At 49.6% G+C, this 16,942-nt stretch carries 17 protein-coding genes; 7 read left to right on the top strand and 10 right to left on the bottom strand.

The annotated features are described in order from the left end of the window. Window positions 1-274 precede the first annotated feature (274 nt). The 9 genes from KTH89_RS21255 to KTH89_RS21215 all read right to left on the bottom strand — a co-directional run bounded on the left by KTH89_RS21255 (window position 275) and on the right by KTH89_RS21215 (window position 8,301). Window positions 275-1,474 (bottom strand): L-arabinose isomerase family protein, encoded by a 1,200-nt coding sequence (locus KTH89_RS21255; protein WP_238723006.1) that lies wholly within the window; start codon window positions 1,472-1,474, stop codon window positions 275-277. 62 nt (window positions 1,475-1,536) lie between these two features. Beyond that, on the bottom strand, window positions 1,537-2,490 hold the full coding sequence (locus KTH89_RS21250) for a nucleoside hydrolase (protein WP_158347165.1): 954 nt from the start codon (window positions 2,488-2,490) through the stop codon (window positions 1,537-1,539). A gap of 2 nt (window positions 2,491-2,492) precedes the next feature. Beyond that, window positions 2,493-3,209 carry a TenA family protein gene (locus KTH89_RS21245; RefSeq protein WP_238723005.1) on the bottom strand — a complete coding sequence of 239 codons (717 nt, stop codon included), beginning with the start codon at window positions 3,207-3,209 and terminating at the stop codon, window positions 2,493-2,495. Between the two features lie 36 nt (window positions 3,210-3,245). Beyond that, on the bottom strand, window positions 3,246-3,995 hold the full coding sequence (locus KTH89_RS21240; protein ID WP_158347163.1) for a nucleoside phosphorylase: 750 nt from the start codon (window positions 3,993-3,995) through the stop codon (window positions 3,246-3,248). Between the two features lie 4 nt (window positions 3,996-3,999). Beyond that, window positions 4,000-5,172, bottom strand: a complete 1,173-nt coding sequence (locus tag KTH89_RS21235; protein ID WP_238723004.1) for an MFS transporter — start codon at window positions 5,170-5,172, stop codon at window positions 4,000-4,002. Between the two features lie 3 nt (window positions 5,173-5,175). After that, window positions 5,176-5,979, bottom strand: coding sequence for an energy-coupling factor ABC transporter ATP-binding protein (locus KTH89_RS21230; protein WP_238723003.1), 804 nt, complete (start codon window positions 5,977-5,979; stop codon window positions 5,176-5,178). Continuing rightward, window positions 5,976-6,836, bottom strand: a complete 861-nt coding sequence (locus tag KTH89_RS21225; RefSeq protein WP_238723002.1) for an energy-coupling factor ABC transporter ATP-binding protein — start codon at window positions 6,834-6,836, stop codon at window positions 5,976-5,978. Before KTH89_RS21225 ends, KTH89_RS21230 begins: the two co-directional genes overlap by 4 nt. Then, entirely contained in the window at window positions 6,824-7,630 is an 807-nt protein-coding gene (locus KTH89_RS21220; protein ID WP_158347159.1) for an energy-coupling factor transporter transmembrane component T, read from the bottom strand. The genes KTH89_RS21225 and KTH89_RS21220 overlap by 13 nt, the downstream gene beginning before the upstream one ends. A 65-nt stretch (window positions 7,631-7,695) precedes the next feature. After that, window positions 7,696-8,301 carry an ECF transporter S component gene (locus KTH89_RS21215; RefSeq protein WP_158347158.1) on the bottom strand — a complete coding sequence of 202 codons (606 nt, stop codon included), beginning with the start codon at window positions 8,299-8,301 and terminating at the stop codon, window positions 7,696-7,698. A gap of 217 nt (window positions 8,302-8,518) precedes the next feature. On the opposite strand from KTH89_RS21215, the gene KTH89_RS21210 reads away from it, so the two are divergent. Further along, entirely contained in the window at window positions 8,519-9,214 is a 696-nt protein-coding gene (locus KTH89_RS21210; RefSeq protein WP_238723001.1) for a Crp/Fnr family transcriptional regulator, read from the top strand. A 106-nt stretch (window positions 9,215-9,320) separates the two neighbouring features. Further along, window positions 9,321-9,878, top strand: coding sequence for a CD3072 family TudS-related putative desulfidase (locus KTH89_RS21205; RefSeq protein WP_238723000.1), 558 nt, complete (start codon window positions 9,321-9,323; stop codon window positions 9,876-9,878). A gap of 56 nt (window positions 9,879-9,934) precedes the next feature. Here the strand turns inward: KTH89_RS21205 and KTH89_RS21200 are convergent, their stop codons facing one another. Continuing rightward, entirely contained in the window at window positions 9,935-10,981 is a 1,047-nt protein-coding gene (locus tag KTH89_RS21200; protein WP_238722999.1) for an NAD(P)-dependent alcohol dehydrogenase, read from the bottom strand. Window positions 10,982-11,247: 266 nt separating this feature from the next. On the opposite strand from KTH89_RS21200, the gene KTH89_RS21195 reads away from it, so the two are divergent. The 5 genes from KTH89_RS21195 to KTH89_RS21175 all read left to right on the top strand — a co-directional run bounded on the left by KTH89_RS21195 (window position 11,248) and on the right by KTH89_RS21175 (window position 16,933). Continuing rightward, window positions 11,248-12,294, top strand: a complete 1,047-nt coding sequence (locus KTH89_RS21195; protein ID WP_238722998.1) for a zinc-dependent alcohol dehydrogenase family protein — start codon at window positions 11,248-11,250, stop codon at window positions 12,292-12,294. A 64-nt stretch (window positions 12,295-12,358) separates the two neighbouring features. Next, window positions 12,359-13,888 carry a sugar ABC transporter ATP-binding protein gene (locus tag KTH89_RS21190; protein ID WP_238722997.1) on the top strand — a complete coding sequence of 510 codons (1,530 nt, stop codon included), beginning with the start codon at window positions 12,359-12,361 and terminating at the stop codon, window positions 13,886-13,888. Beyond that, entirely contained in the window at window positions 13,878-14,825 is a 948-nt protein-coding gene (locus KTH89_RS21185) for an ABC transporter permease (RefSeq protein WP_158347152.1), read from the top strand. Before KTH89_RS21190 ends, KTH89_RS21185 begins: the two co-directional genes overlap by 11 nt. A 114-nt stretch (window positions 14,826-14,939) precedes the next feature. Then, window positions 14,940-15,968 (top strand): substrate-binding domain-containing protein, encoded by a 1,029-nt coding sequence (locus KTH89_RS21180; RefSeq protein WP_158347151.1) that lies wholly within the window; start codon window positions 14,940-14,942, stop codon window positions 15,966-15,968. Between the two features lie 122 nt (window positions 15,969-16,090). After that, complete coding sequence (locus KTH89_RS21175) at window positions 16,091-16,933, top strand: class II fructose-bisphosphate aldolase (RefSeq protein WP_238722996.1); 843 nt, start codon at window positions 16,091-16,093, stop codon at window positions 16,931-16,933. Window positions 16,934-16,942 lie beyond the last annotated feature (9 nt).

Genomic DNA, 16,942 nt, shown 5'->3' with positions numbered 1-16,942 from the left:
TCACGTCCGACGGGCAAGAGCCTCTGAACCGGGAACACATCACGTGTTCCTGGTGAATAGGCTCGGTTCCTGAACCCGGCTTTCCGATTTCACTTAGCGTATTCCAGCGCAAGCCCTCCGCGCTCCCAGGGAGATACAAAAGAACCCGGCCGTCCGGAGTGTCCCCATATACCGCCCGCGGTTCCAAGCCGTAAGCAGCGGACATCCGAAGCCCCCAGGGAGATACAAAAGTCCCGGCCGCCCGGAGCGTCCCACACACCGCCGCCTCACTCCGCTACTTGATCTGGCTAAAGTATTCGTCGATTACTTCCTTCCAGTCCCCCTTGCAGATAATATGATGATTGCTGATCGGACGGCTGGAGAAATATCCGGTTCCGTCTGTGAGATGCAGACGCATCTGCGAGCGGCACAGATCGCTTTTGTGCATGGTCTCAAGTAATTCGGCGCGTCCGGCGTAATATCTGTGCAGCGTATCGTCACATTTGAATACGGTCATGGGCTGGGGCGCAATATCGCAAGTCACCGCCACGCCTATTCCCGATTCAAAATGCGTGGTCAGACCGTAGGAGTCGGGCATATCCATAGGAAGCGTGCAGTGAGCAAAGATAATCTCGCTCCTGCCCGGGTCCATGCAGCTAGGGTTTGCCATAAATCCGGACTCACCTGTCAATGCATGAAGCACCGCCATACTCACCAGGCTCTTCTGATCACCCTCACAGGCGGCCGGTATACCCTCTGCGTTTAGTATAGCCAGAGCAAGACATCCCGTTGTATGGATCATATCTAAAAGGTCAAAGCATTTTACGGTAACTCCCTGTAAATCATACTTCTCAATCAGACGTTTGAGCGCTCCATAGACATTCAGCGCCTTCTCCATTTCCTCCGCGCGGTATCCTTTTTTCTTCAACTCTTCTGTGTATGTATTTTCGGGATATCCGCCTTTTTCATATTCTGCTACCAGCTCATCCAGCTCAAAGAGAATGAGCTCCATGCCGCTTACTTTTTTCAGCGCACCGAAATCTGCATCGCTGGCAATCAGGCCTCCCGGAGTTCCAAAGCATCCAAGCTTCATATGACTTAATGTTTCCTTTGCATCCGCCACTCTTTTCAGAACCTTTAAGCGCGCCGCTATCTCTTCTGCAGAGCCGTGGAGAATTTCACCCTTTAAACCGTGTTCCTGAAGGAATCCCAGGATTTCCATAGATGCAGCCAGGGAATTATATCCCGGCGTAGTCAATAAGATGTAAGGCTCCGCTGTCTCTTTGTACAATGCCTTAAATCCCTGCTCCGCTCCGCCGGAAGCAATAAAATAAACCGGAAGCGGCTGGGCTTTTACCTCATCCATCTCAGCGCATTTCACCTCCACGTCCATGGCTTTACTAAGCCCCTGTAAAAATTCCTGACTGTAGGTGGGAATATAACGATCATTGCATTCCGCCGGTCCCATTAAAAACTTCACTTTTAATTCTCCCATGGCTTTTTCCTCCTTATCAGACGGACGGATGATTTCATCCGCCCGTTCTATTTACCGTATGGTTACTGTATCTTCAGTGTTCTGTAGATGTAATCTTTATATTTGTCCGCATGCAGTTTACTGCAGATATATACATTCGGTTCTTTTCCCGAAAAGTGATTGACATCTACCAGTACAGCCCCGTAGCTCGGACCATTGGTAACATCTACTTCACAGTAGTATTTTTCACACTTATCGATACATTCCGGATATAACGCCGCCGCCATAGCGGACGGGTCCGCCATATCCAGATAGTCATCTCCGAACCGTTCCCGGTTCATTTGCAGCAGCTTTTTATTACAGTCAATGGCAAATTTGCCAAGTTCGCTGCCGTTACGTATTTTTTTAATCTCCTGGGGATTCAGCATGCTATCCCCGAGGCAGGCATCCCACCCTACATAGATAATTTCACCAAGGCCGGATTCCGTGACGATCTTGGCCGCTTCCGCGTCCTGCCAGATGTTAAACTCCGCTACAGGGCTCACATTGCCTGCGCCAAGTCCGGCTGTCCCCATGATGACGATGCGGCCGGCTTTTTTCATAGCTTCATAATCGAGTCTGATTGCCAATGCCAGATTGGTGAGAGGTCCTAATGCCACGATGTCAATCTCACCCGCCTCGCTTTCCCTGAGCGTATCCAGCATTTTTAAAATACCGTTTTCGCTTTGTACCTTCAGGCGCTTTGGCGCAAGTCCGATATCTCCCATCCCGTCATTGCCGTGGGTCTCATGGGCAAATACCAGCTCCCGCAGAAGCATTTTTTCCGCCCCTATATATACCGGAGGCTCGTAAGTCCCTGCATATTCAATGGTAGTCAGTGTATTGGCTGCGGCCTGCTTTACGTCCACATTTCCCGAGACCGTTGTAATCAGTACAATCTCATATGCCGGATCATTAAGCGCCATCGCAATCGCCATCGCATCATCGGAACCGCAGTCGGTGTCAATGATTATTTTTTTCTTACTTGTCGTATTCATTACTACTCCTCTGCCATAGTAAATTTTGTGGGGAAAATGTGGTCCAGCGGCCACGTCGTCATATTGTGATACATGTCCTGCCATTGCAGAATCTCATAATTACAGCTGACAGCGAAAATCTCCAGAAGCTTTGCCTGTTCTCTTTCCGTTTTATTCCGGCAGAGCCTGTTCACCATTCGGATTTCATTATCTGTTTTATTCAGATATGCCTCGCTGACATAAAATGCAAGCCATTGGTAGTACATATTATCCTCCGGCAGCGTACACCCGGGCAGCAGATCCTCCCCGAAATAACGGTATAATATGTTACAGGGGAATAACGCCATCATGCATTCGGCCAGACCTCCCTGCTCTGCGCACATCAATTGAAACGCCGTGTAGGAACGCTTTGCCGGAGCTTCGATAACGGCATCCATCTCTTCCAGGTCCACCCCCACCTGCTCCGCCCAGAAATCCCGGTTCACCATTACCGTTCCTTCCATGGTGTTTTTCACGATCTGATACCATTCTTCCATCTCGGCAAAGCAGCTGCATTTTGAAAAACCGACAGCCCAGCACCTTGTATAATCCATCAAATACTGATAATTCTGTTTTATCTGAAACCGAAATTTTTCATAGGGCATGGTTCCCTTCACGATATCCTGCATGTGCGGCGTCTCTTCTATTACTCCGCATACCTCACGGATAACAGGGACCAGCTTTTCTTCATAGAATCCCATACCTGCCAGCTCCTTTTTGCACCATGTGTCGGTCTTTTACTTTTTATCTCTTTCTATCAGAATCCTGACCGCATCACAGGCAAGCTCAATGGTGTGGTCGTTCATACTGCCGTATGCCATAATCGCACCGGCTCTTACGCCTCTGATGGAGGATACGATAAACAGCGCCGCCGTCTCCATCTCCGACGCCATTACCCCGCTCTTCTCCCATGCCTCCCAGCGCTGATGAAGTCTGCCGCTGTTAGGCATGCTGTCCGGGTCATGCTGTCCGTAAAACGAATCCTTGGACTGGGCGATTCCCTCTGCAAAGTTATAGCCCTTATCCCGGCATGCCTTTGCCAGCGCGTCGGTCACATGGCGGTCTGCAATGGCCGGATATTCAATCGGAACATAATGAACGGTGGTTCCCTCATCTCTGACTGCTCCGGTGATGATCACGCCTTCCAGGCTTTCATCATAGCTCTCCGGGCACACCCTGCCGCAGGTTCCCACCCGGATAAAGGTATCGGCGCCGCAATGAATAAGTTCTTCCAGCGCGATGGCCGTCGACGGGCATCCCATACCTGTACTGCTGACGGTTACCCTCTCTCCGTTTAGTGTACCCGTCCAGGTCTTATGCTCTCTATTATGCGCCACAAGTTTCGGATCTTGCAGATGCCGGGCAATCATGTCTGTACGGAACGGGTCACCCGGAAGCAGCACATATCTGCCTATATCTTCCTTTCTGCAGCAGATATGGTATTGCTGCCCCTTGTCATTGATTACTTCTTTACTCTGTATCGACATACTTTTATACCTCCTGCTGTTTTTCGCTTGTATTTAATCGTAGAACCGCCGCAGCCACGATACATACCGCTATCATAATCATTGCATATTTAAAAGAAAAACCCACACCCAGCCGCCCTACGAGAAACCCTGTTACAACAGGCGTAAGAATATCCGACAGGCCGCTGGCAGTGGCTACCAAAGAGCTGGCTACACTGATGCGCTCATAGCCGATTCTGGTCGCAACCGCAACGATAACGCTGAACAATACTCCCAGGAAAAATCCGGCTGTAAACATTCCTATAAAATAAGCCGCCACCGTATTGATAGCAAGTGCTGCCCCAATTGCTGCCAAGGCGCATATATTGTTGACCAGCAGGACAATCTGTGCTTTTATTTTTTTCAGAACAATTACAAATACGAAGGAACCGATTACACATCCCACATTATAGACAGTCAGCATAAATGCAGATGTGGACTGCGCTATCCCTATATTTTCGGCAAAGCTTGAGAGGTAGAGTCCCAGCGTATTCACCACCGCACTGTAAGCCGCGCATATAATCAGGATGGCCCCGTAGGCCAGCAGCTTGTGTTTCACATGGATCGGTTTTACATTCTGTTCCTGATTCTGTACATGCTCCTTCATATCCAGCTTTACAAACGGCATACAGATCAGCATCACTGCAGGTACAATCAATAATATGTAGTAGGCATAGTAGAAGAACCTGCCGTTTGCCAACAATACCCCCACCAAAAACGGGGTGGCAAAGCTCCCGAGGCCAAACAAGGCCTGCCCCGCGCTCAGCGAACCGGCATAATTCTTCCGGAAAGCCACACTTAAGAGTACCGGACATACGGTATCCTGCGCCCCCATCCCAATGCCTCCGAGGGCGGCAAAGAAAAGCCCTGCATAGTAATTCGCAATGGTCGGAAGTCCGAACAGAAAAACTGCTATCAGGGTAACACCCCCCGCCAGCACTTTAACCGGCCCCAATTTTTCCACAAGTCTTCCTGTTGTGTAGACGGTAAGTACACGCCCGAACGCATAGGCCGACCCTAAAAGCACCACCTGATCCAGCTGCATATCATACATTTTCACCAGATGGGGAAGGCCGCTTCCTACCACGATACAGGCCGCTCCCGTTAAAAAATACATGGCAAATGCCAAAAACGCTATAAGACTATCATTTTTCCGCATGTTTTACCTACTTATGATTTCTTCTATGGCATCCTCGATACGGATACTCCCGCCTTTAAAACCCAAAGCCCTGCACACTCTGCTTACATAAGGCTGTTTCAGCATCGCTTTCTCCAGTGTTTCAAAATCCCAAAATATCTCTTCCGGCGTTCCGCTGCGGACAATTTTTTTCTTGGCCATAACGATCATCTTTTTAAAATTTTCTGCTACGAACTCCATATCATGGGATATCGTAATTACTGTTTTCCCCTTCTCATGAAGAGTCTTAAGAATATCGCTCAGTCTCTTGTTGCCTTCAATATCCTGTCCCGCTGTCGGTTCATCGAAGATCAGAATATCTGTCTCCATGGCAATTACCGCCGCAATGGTCACAAATTTACGCGTAGACAGCGGCAGGTTATAGGGATTTTCATCTTTATAACAATCCATCCCTGTCATTTTCAGCGCCGTCTCCACTCTCCGGTTTTCCTCCTCCAAAGAAAGCTTCATCATCTTGGGACCGAATCTCACCTCGCTCTCTACCGACGAGTGGAAAATCTGGTCGTCCGGATTCTGGAATACATATCCCACCACTTTGGATATCTGTGCGGTGGTATAATCTTTGGTATTCATTTCGCCTATCAGGACCTGACCTTCTGTGGGCCGCAGAAGGCCGTTCATCATCTTTACCGTAGTTGTCTTTCCGGCTCCGTTCTGTCCTACTATGGCTACATTTTCACCGGCCTTGATTTCCATGTTGATATGATCCACCGCCAGAAAACCGCCCGGATATGAAAAACTTACGTCTTTTAGTACTAAATCCGTCATTTCTTATCCCTTTCTTTGAGTGCCCCGGCAATGACCTCTATCGCCTGTTTTTCTGTTACGGGTATCCTGGAAACGGGCAGTCCCCTTTCTCTTAACCTGCTCCCTAAAATCGCCACCTGCGGAAGCGCCGCCCCCTGCTCCAAAAGGGAAAGATCCGACAACAGCTCCTGTTTATCCCCTGAAGCAATCAAGCGGCCTTCTTTGAACACAAGGACCTCATCCGCATATTCCGCGATCAGGTCGATCTTGTGCTCAACCAAAATGATCGTCTTATGTTTTTCCTTCAGTGTTTTAATAATCGCAAAGACACTCTCGGTGCCTTCCGGGTCCAGCTGGCTGGTAGGTTCATCGATGATGAGGATATCGGGTTCCAGAACGATGACGGAAGCCAATGCCACTCTCTGCATTTGTCCCCCTGATAAATCAAAAGGATTTTTCTCAGCCAGCGATTCAATGTCTGTCATTTGCATGACATCCACCACGCGCCTTTCGATCTCTTCCACCGGTACGCCGAAATTCTCCAGTCCATAAGCCACTTCCTCAAATACCGTCTCTTTTACGCCGCTTATCTGGGTGAAAGGATTCTGGAATACATATCCGATTTTGGCAGATAACTCCCCGCCGTAATCCGTTGTCTTTTTTCCTTCCACAAGGACTTCACCCTGAAGCTCCCCCTTATAAAAATCCGGTATAAATCCTCTAAGAAGCGCGCAGAATGTGGTTTTTCCAGAGCCATTCTCTCCGATCACTCCATAGAATTTTCCCCGCTCAATGGACACATTCAAGTCCCGGATAGCCGGTATCTCTGCCAATGGATAGGAATACGTGACATTTTTACATTCGATTATATAATCCATAAAGCGATCCTCCCCGCCAATACCAGGACCGTGATGACAATAGCGGCGGCAGCCGTTTTCCTTTCACATCCCGACTTTTCAAGATTAAATAAATGTGTCTTTTCTCCCTGTATAGAGAATCCTCTCGCCTCCAGGGTAAGCACCCGCTCTTCCGAGCTGATGACTGCCCCCAGAATCAAAGGAACAAGGGATGGAAAGAACGCTTTCGCTCTCACGAAAATATTCCCCTCTGTCTCTACCCCCCTTGCCTTTTGCGCATTCATGATGGTTTTACTGTTTTTACTCAAAATTTCTATCATCTGCAAAGTGGACGTAAATACATAGGCCGCCTTATAGTTCATCCCTGAAGCTTCCATAGCCCTTGCGATCTCTCTGTTTTCTGTTGTCTGGAAAAGCCATACGAAGATCCCTGCGATATTCATAATCATAAAGGATAAGGATACGGCAGTTTTCAACCCTTTTTCATAAATCGTGATAAATCCGAATCTCATCAGGAGTTCTCCGCCCGGAACCAGAAATGTCTGTACCACAATGATAATAGCCGCAACAACGGCAACTGCTTTCAGTGCTTTGATACACTTTCTGAAAGCACCGCTTGCTATGCACAAGACAGGTACTGCAATAAACCATGGGATCAGAAGCAGGGATAATCCCACACTCGTCACATGGACGGTTCCGATAATAAAGGTACATACAATATATAAGCAGACTACCAGCAGCTTCGTTGACGGATAGAGCGCTGCCAGTTTATTATCTTTGTGTATTTGTATTTTTTCCGTATAAGATTTTTCCATATATGACCTCTTTTACTATAAGGTTATCGTTTGATTCTCTGAAGAGCTGCCGGAGGGCGTTTGCATTACTTCTTTTCTTTAATATAATTACTTCCGCATCCGAATTTAACTAAAGTGCGTTCCGGGATGACCTTGATCACAAGCCAGCAGATGACAAACGAAATCACACGGTCAAGTACCGTGAAGATACCTTCTGTCCCGAAAAATGCCGCCCAGATATTTGCGCCTGCGGCCATTGCTGCCGCAGTAATGATGGATGTGCCCCCGCCTGTCACTCCTCCGTATACAAGAACAACGATCGGTGCGGATGAAATGATAGATACGGCCGCCATAATAAGCATGGAAAGTATCCATTTCCACCAAACGCCGAACATCTGCTTTCTCGCAAGAAAACCGGTTACCAGGCCGGCGATCACATTAACCGGAATAAATGCGAAATTGACCGGGTTGGCGATTCCCGTAACAATGTTAGTCAGGCCGCCTGTCACTGCGCCTACCCATGGTCCGCAAAGCATAGCGGCAAAGATCGTCCCGATTGTATCAAGGTACATCGGCAGTTTCAAAAGTGATGCCAACTGTCCCCCCACAAAGTTAACCGCCACACCTACAGGAATTACCAGAATTGCCAGCATCGAAAAATCTTCCTTGATTGAATATTTCTTTTTCCCCATATCTCATTTCCTCCTTCATAAACATTCTGCTGTTATTTTTTTACCCTCCAGGCATCTCCAACTCAGCAGTGTTGTATCTATTGTTGCTTTTGTCAAAGTACGATAAATCATCTTCCAAGCTTGACTTTACATTAGCATACATGTAAAATATGGAAAATGACATTTGTCAGTTTTTATTGTTATTTTTCACAACCGAAAGGGGGATTTTAAAGATTTTATGTATAATAACACCATCAGGGCATTAGAAATCATCTTTAAAGGCGAATACGATCTCAAAAACCCTGCCGCCGCGCTGCGGGGAATCGCTGCAAAGAATCAATTGATTACCGCTGAAAGAAATGATACGATCATCAACCAAAAAGACCCTGTCAAATATTTCTATCTTCTGTTAAAGGGGCGCGCCTGTGTCCTGAACCACATTACCTGGAACAATGACAATGTAGTAGATTTTCTGGAACCTCTCGATATCTTAGGCATGGTCGAATACCTGAACAACGTCGACGCCTACACTGCCTTTGTGATGGCTGCCACAGATTGTGTTCTGTTCCGCATTCCTGTGGAGATCTTTATCCATATTATCCAGGAAAATGCCTTTCTCTGCTATCAGACATTGCTGGTGCTTGGAAAGGTTCTGGAATCCAATATGAACCGGGCCGAGACGAATTCGCTGTTCCACCCCAAAGATATACTGGGACATTATCTATATCTTCAGGCGGAGCATGTTCTTCCCTATGTCTGTCAGATGACACGGCAGGTACTGGCTGAAAAATTACATATCAATCTGCGTACCCTTTACCGGCATATCGATTCTATGAAAGAAAATGGCTATCTCACACTGCGGAAAGGAAAAATCGTCATCGAGGCCGAACATTTTGAACGCCTGAAAGTGCGATACGGGGATATTGTCCTCTGACTAACTCAGCTTTACTTTTCCGAATGCCTGTGCTACATTTTTCTTATCATCGTCCGGCGGGGCATATGCCGGCGAGAGTACGGTTATACTCAGGAGGAATTAAGATATGCAAAAGATTGTATTTACAGCTCACTGTATTCTTAATACCGCTTCCAAAGTTGTTCTCTACAATCAGGAAGAGATAGATGCAGAGGAGGCGCTTCGCAAAAAGTTTATGAGACAGGTGATCGACCATGAGATTCAGGTGATTCAGCTTCCATGTCCGGAGTTTACTTTGTATGGCGCAAAACGCTGGGGACATGTGAGCGATCAGTTTGACAATGTATTCTTCCGCAATCATTGCCGGAAGATACTTACTCCGGTTCTGGACCAGCTGAAGGAGTACCTGGCCAACGGCCGGCGCTTTGAGATTTTGGGATTTGTTGGGGTTGACGGAAGCCCCAGCTGCGGGGTTGATTACACCTGCCGGGCTGACTGGTACGGCTCCTTCGACTGCCGCACGGACCTGCAGGAGACTCTTCGTGAATGCCGGCTGGAACGCGGACCCGGAGTATTCATGAGTGTATTAAAAGATATGCTGAAAGAGGAAGGTCTGGAAAATGAGATCGTGATCACCTCACTATTTGCACCGGAACCCGATAAATGCTTAAATTTAGTGAAATAGCTATTTTTATACAGGCCCCTCCGGCCGATAACCGCCGGGGGGCCTGTTGCTGTTAATCAGCAGATCTTCACAACTGATTTTACAATCGTAGCCTTTTCTTTCACACTGGCGTCCATCGCGTGCTGGATATCATCGAAATCAAAGACATTCGTCACGATTCCCTTCAGGTTCACTTTTCCGCGGGCTACCGCGTCGATTGCCATCGGATAGATATGGCGGTAGCGGAAAATGGTCTTAAAGGTAAGCTCTTTATCCAGGGCCAGGCCGCTTGGCATCATGAGCATTCCGTCGGAGCTGTAGCCTACCAGCACGATATTGGAACCCTTTCTCGAGGCCCGGATCAGCTGTTCCGTGGTTATGTTCGTACCGGCGGTTTCAAAGGAAATATCACAGCCTCTGCCGCCGGTCAGACGCAGGATCTCCTGAACCGTGTCCTGCTCTTTTCCGTTAATAACTGCGGTTGCCCCAAGCTCCAGCGCTTTCTCCAGACGGTTCTGCATGATATCCACCACGATGATATTGGTTAGACCCATGGCTTTTAGCGCCAGCAGCGTCACCAGGCCGATGCAGCCGGCCCCTGTGATTACCGCGGTCTGTCCGATACGCGCGCCGCCCTCTATGGCCGCGTGGAAGCCCACCGCCAGCGGTTCGATCAACGCACCTTCCATGGTGTCCACGTTGTCGGGGAGTTTAAAGCACAGCCCGGCTTCGTGGGCCGCATACTCCTGAAACACTCCGTTAACCGGAGGGGTGGCGAAGAAGATCACATCCGGGCACAGATTATATTTCCCCTGCCTGCAGAATTCACAGTGGCCGCAGGTCTTGCCCGGCTCCAGGGCCACCCGGTCCCCGGGTTTCAGGTGGGTGACATTTTTTCCGGTCTCTACCACTACGCCGGCCGGCTCATGGCCCAGCACGAAGGGAGGTTCCACGATGCAGTCCCCCATTCTGCCCGTTTCATAATAATGCAGGTCCGAACCGCAGATGCCCACATACTCTAACTTTACCAATACCTCGTCATCCTCCGGTACGGGGATGTCCCGCTCCAGATACCCCATCTTGCCGATTCCTTCCATTACCGCTACTTTCATTTTACCTTCCATGTTAAAATCCCCTTTCCTTTTTTGCCGTGTTTTTCACACAGATGCATTCCCTTCGGGCGCTGTTGGTTCTGTTTTCAGAAAATTTGTTAAATTATTTAACATATTATTGACAAAGAAAAACCGTCATTCTAAAATACTCTTGATAAAACGTTTTATCATTCTCAAATAAGATTATACACGATTTCAACATTTTTGTAAATGAAATAGTAATTAAAAAATAAATCGTTTTATCAAGTCATTTAGCGATTTTAAAAAGGAGGAGCGAAATGAAAGCATTAGTTTACGACAAGCCCGGAAGACAGTACTCCGGCATCCGTGAGGTGCCCTATCCGGTCTGCGGCAGCGATGACGTTATCATTAAAGTAATGTCCGCCAGTATCTGTAAGGGTGTGGAACACGACCATGATCAGGAAGGCGTGGGCACCGACCTGGCTGTCTACCCGGTTACGCCAGGCCACGAATTTTCCGGCTATGTCGAAGAGGTGGGAAGCAACGTGACCCGGTTTAAAAAAGGGGACCGGGTTTGCGCGGATAATACGGAGTATTGCGGGGACTGTTATTACTGCAGGAAGGAAGAATCCAACTACTGCCCGACGTTTGGTTCCCTGGGCCATAACATCAACGGCGGTTTCGCGGAATATGTCCGGGTGAAAAAGGAGAAGGTATTTCCGATCCCCGACTCCCTGTCCTTTAACTCAGCCGCTCTGGGCGAACCCGTGGCCTGCTGCCTGCACGCGGTGGACCGCTGTGAGATCAAATACGGCGATACCGTGGTGGTATTCGGCGCCGGTCCCATGGGCCTTATCCTGGCACAGCTGCTGAACCATTCCAACGCAAGCGAAGTGATCCTGATCGCCTCCACCCAGAGCAAACTGGATCTGGCGGAAAAGATGGGCGTCAAGACCATCCTAATGGACCGGAACGATTATTCCGTACATACCGAAAAATTCCGGGCTGAACATCCCTACGGAGCGGACGTGGTGGTGGACGCCACCGGAAGCGTGCGTGTGATTCAGCATGGCATGACCCTGTTAAAAAAAGGCGGCCGTCTGGTGCAGTACGCGTTAGTACACAGCGACGAACAGCTGACCCTGGATCCCCGGCTGATGTTCAACAATGAACTGACCTATACCTGCAGCTTCTGCCAGTCCCACAACTTCGGCCGGGCCGTGGAAGCCCTGTCCGACGGCCGGGTGGACGGCGATCTGCTGGTTACCCACGAATATACGCTGGACCAGTTCTACGAAGCGCTGGATGAAAATGTAAACAATCATGATTCGATAAAAGTAGTGATCCATCCGAACCAGGAGTAAACCGGCAGTTGTCAGAATAGACAGGCAGCGGTCGGGCCGCCTGTTGGTGGGAGGTTATGAATGAATGGGAGAACATACGGACTATATAGTGGAAATGAAAAACTGCAGGAAAGTGTTTCCCGGAGTTGTTGCCGTCAATGACGTTTCCTTAAGCCTGAGACGGGGAGAAGTACATGCCCTGATCGGAGAAAACGGCGCCGGTAAATCCACAATTATGAAAATACTGGCAGGCATCCTGCCTCTGGACGGGGGAGAGATCTTATACGAGGGGGAACCTTTCTCCCCCAAGAATCCTCTCCAGGTGCTGGAGAAAGGAATCTCCATGATCCCGCAGGAACTGGATCTGGTTCCCGATATGTCTGTTTGGGAAAATATCTACTGCGGTCAGGAAAAAACAACAAAACTCGGCGTTATCAATAAAAAAGTAATGATCGCCGAGACCCAAAAAATATTTGACGAGCTGGGAATCCAGATCAGCCCGCTTTCAAAAATCTACAAATTAAGCGTTGCCCAGATGCAGATGGTCACCATCGTCAAGGCTATCGCATTCGACGCGGATGTCATTATCATGGATGAGCCCACGTCAGCCATCACCGACCGGGAGGTCGCCCATCTGTTTGAGGTCATTGCCAAGTTAAAGAACCAGCAGAAAGCGATCGTATACATATCCCATAAAATGGACGAAATTTTCCAGATCGCCGATATGATCACCGTCATGCGGGACGGCTGCCATATCGTTACGAAAAAAGCTTCCGAACTGACCCGGGAAGAAGTGATTCACCATATGGTCGGCCGCGACCTGTCCAATATGTACACCAAGGACGGCGCGCGGACAGAGGAATTCGACCCGGAGGAAGTCCTGCTGGAAGTAAACGGGCTGTCAAAAGAGGGCCAGTTCGAAGATATCAGTTTTGACCTGAAGCGGGGGGAGATCCTGGGCGTCTCCGGCCTGATGGGGGCCGGCCGGACCGAGGTGATGGAGACCATCTTCGGTCTTCGCAAGGCGGACAAAGGCACCATCCGCATCAAAGGCCGGGACGTCCGGGTGAAAAACCCCGGTATCGCCATAAGAAGAGGCCTGGCCTTTGTCTCTGAGGACAGGAAGCTATACGGCCTGAACTTAAGCGGTACGATTAAAACCAATATCACGATGGCCTATCTGTCCCAGATTCTGCTTGGCGGGCTGATCATTCAATTCAAGAAAGAACGGTCCGTGGTGGATGACCTGATGGGACAGTTAAAGGTAAAGGCCACGTCCCGCGAAACCGTCGTAAACAACTTAAGCGGCGGGAATCAGCAGAAGGTGATTATCGCCAAATGGCTCATGGGCGAGCCTGACATCTTCATCATGGATGAGCCCACCCGGGGCATCGATATCGGCGCTAAGGCCGAGATCTATAAGATCATGGATACCCTGGCGAAACGGGGGAAATCCATCATCATGATTTCTTCGGAAATGCCGGAATTATTAGGGATGAGCGACCGGGTCATCGTCATGCACGAGGGCCGGATTACCGGTAAATTTACGAGAGAAGAGTGTAACCAGGAAATATTAATGACTTGTTCGGTTGGAGGAAATGTGGATGGAAACTAGCAAAATAAGTATTGGAAGGATTTTAAGCAAATATGGCATGTATATTGCCTTTGGGGTCTTGTTTATCGCATTGTCCGTATTTTCTCCGGTATTTTTGACGGCGACCAACATCATTAATATTCTGCGTCAGATTTCCGTCATCGGAATTATGGCGGTGGGCATGACTTTCGTAATTGCCACCGGAGGAATCGACTTATCTGTCGGGGCGGTCATGGCGCTCTCGGGCGTTATCAGCACCAGCCTGGTAAGGGGGGATTCCGCGGTCCCGCTGATCGCATCCCTACTGGCGGGCATCGCTGTGGGTATCGCCTGCGGCGCGTTCAGCGGCATCTTTATTTCCAAGTTAAACGTGCCGGAATTTATCGCTACCCTGGCCACTATGACCATGACCCGCGGGATCTGCTACGTGTATACAGACGGGCGGCCCATCACCGGTTTCCGCGACGATTATAAATTCATCGGCACCGGCTCCCTGGGCGTGATTCCGATTCCGATTATTATCTATCTTTGTATTGTATTATTGGGTATCTTCTTCCTGAATTTTACCAAGTTCGGCAGACACGTGCTGGCTGTTGGGGGAAATGAAAAAGCCTCGATCGTGTCCGGTATCAATTCAGCGAGAATCAAATTTGTCTGTTATGTGATTTCAGGCTTTACCAGCGCCATCGCCGGCATCGTGCTGGCGGCCAGAACCCAGACCGGGCAGCCGGTGGCGGGGGAAGGGTATGAGCTGGATGCCATCACGGCCGTAGTCATCGGCGGCGCCAGCTTATCCGGCGGTTCCGGCAGCGTGCTGGGCGCTGTGGTCGGTATGCTGATTATCGGTGTCATGACCAACGGCCTGGATCTGTTAAATGTTTCTTCTTATTACCAGAAGGTGATCAAGGGTATTATCATCCTGGTCGCCGTATTATCCGACCGGGCTAAGAAAAAGTAAGCGGCGCGAATCGCTGCCGGTACTTAGATCAGCCATTTTACTGTGTGCGGTAAGGGACGATCCGTCCGTTAAAGCAAAAACTATAAACCAAGGTATTTAAAAGGAGGAAAAAGAATGAAGAAACTACTCAGTGTGCTTTTATGCACGGCAATGACGGCAACTCTGTTAATCGGATGCGGAAGCAAAGCGGAAGAACCCGCAGCAGAACCTGCTGACGCGCAGCCCGCTGCCACCGCTGCTCCGGAGGCGACACCGGCCCCTGCTGCGGACGCCGCAGACAAGGGTTCCGGCGACAAGATCGTGATCGGCTGGACCGATGCCAACTTATCCAATGAGTCCAACGCCATCTGTGCAAACTCCGCCATCGAGTACGCGAAACAGTTCGACAATGTGGAACTGATCGTCAATGACGGAGAGGGAACCGCCGACAAGCAGATCGCCCAGTGCGAATCCTTCGTATCCCAGGGTGTGGACTGTGTCATCATCAGTCCTTACGACTTCGACGCATGCGTAACCGCCGCCAAAGTCTGTGTGGACGCCGGAATCCCGGTATTCGTGGCAAAAGGCCTGATCGCCGATATGTCCGTAGTGGAAACCTATGTAGGCTCCAACGACTTCAACGCCGGTGTGATGGAAATGGAATACATCGCCGATAAGCTGGACGGCAAAGGCAATATCGTAATCATCGAAGGACCTACCGGCGTCACCGGGGCCGTTCTGAGAAACGACGGCATCAACTCCGTGCTGGAGCAATATCCCGACATCAAAGTATTATACAGCAAACCCGCCGACTGGTACCGGGACAAAGCTATGGAGCTGATGGAAAACTGGCTGCAGCTGGGAACCGATATCGACGCTGTCGTATCCCACAACGATGAAATGGCGCTGGGCGCTTATGACGCTCTGGAAGCGGCCGGCATAACCGATATTCCCGTTATCGGTATCGATGGAATCGAAGCGGCTGTGGTATCCGTAGGCGAAGGCAAACTTTCCGCCTCTATCCTTCAGGATTCCAAGACCATCGGTGAAAAAGCCATTGATGTGGCCATCGACCTGGCCAACGGCAAAACGGTGGAAAAAGAATATGACATCCCTTATCAGCTGATCCTGCAGGATAACTATAAGGATTTCTTAAACGAGTAGTATTTGTAATTCTACGGGGGCGGGAGGTTTGTCCTCCCGTCCCCCTTTTTGGGTAAAGCTGCCGGGCAGCTTTTGATGTATATGGATACATATGGATATCATAGATAAAGGAGAACTGGATTATGGCGCTTGTTTCGATGAAAGAAATGCTGGCTAAAGCAAATGAAGGACATTACGCGGTTGGAAATTTTGATGTGTTTAACATAGAGATGGTGACAGGGGTAATCGATGCGGCGGAGGAGACCCGCTCGCCCATTATACTGGCCTTTGGGGGAGAGTTTGAGAAATTGGCGGATATCGGCGATATCGGCGCTTATATACGAAGCGCGGCAGGAAGAGCCTCCGTACCGGTTACTCTGCATCTGGATCATGCCACGGAATTTTCTCTGGTCATGCGGGCATTGAAGGCGGGATTTACTTCGGTGATGGTGGATGCTTCCTTTAAGAGCCTGGAGGATAATATCGCCACGACGCAGGAGATCGTCAAAATCTGCCGGGAATACGGCGTGTCCGTGGAAGCGGAGCTTGGGCATGTGGGCGGATTAGGGTTTTATGATGAGGATCAGGATACGGAATGCTATACGGTGGTGGAGGAAGCGGCCCGTTTCGTGAAAGAGACGGGGATTGACGCGCTGGCCGTGGCCATCGGAACCGTGCACGGGGTCTATAAAAGGGAGCCGAAGCTGAATATCAACCGGCTTCATGAGCTCAAAGAAGCGCTGCAGATGCCGCTGGTGCTCCACGGTGGGTCCGGGCTTTCCGATGAGGATCTGACCAGATGTGTTGCCAACGGGATCAACAAAATTAATATTTTTACGGATCTGACTCTGGCCGCCATGGACCAGATGAAGGCGGATGCGGATACCGGTTTGAACTATCTGGGAAAATGTACGAATGTACGGGACGCCGTTCACAAAGTGGCGCGGGACCGGATGCAGGTGCTGCGTTCCGCCGGAAAAGCTTAACGCAATTTT

This window comes from Diplocloster agilis (assembly GCF_019042275.1).
Classification (GTDB): Bacteria; Bacillota; Clostridia; order Lachnospirales; family Lachnospiraceae; genus Diplocloster; species Diplocloster agilis.
This window is presented reverse-complemented; position numbering and strand designations above follow the sequence as displayed.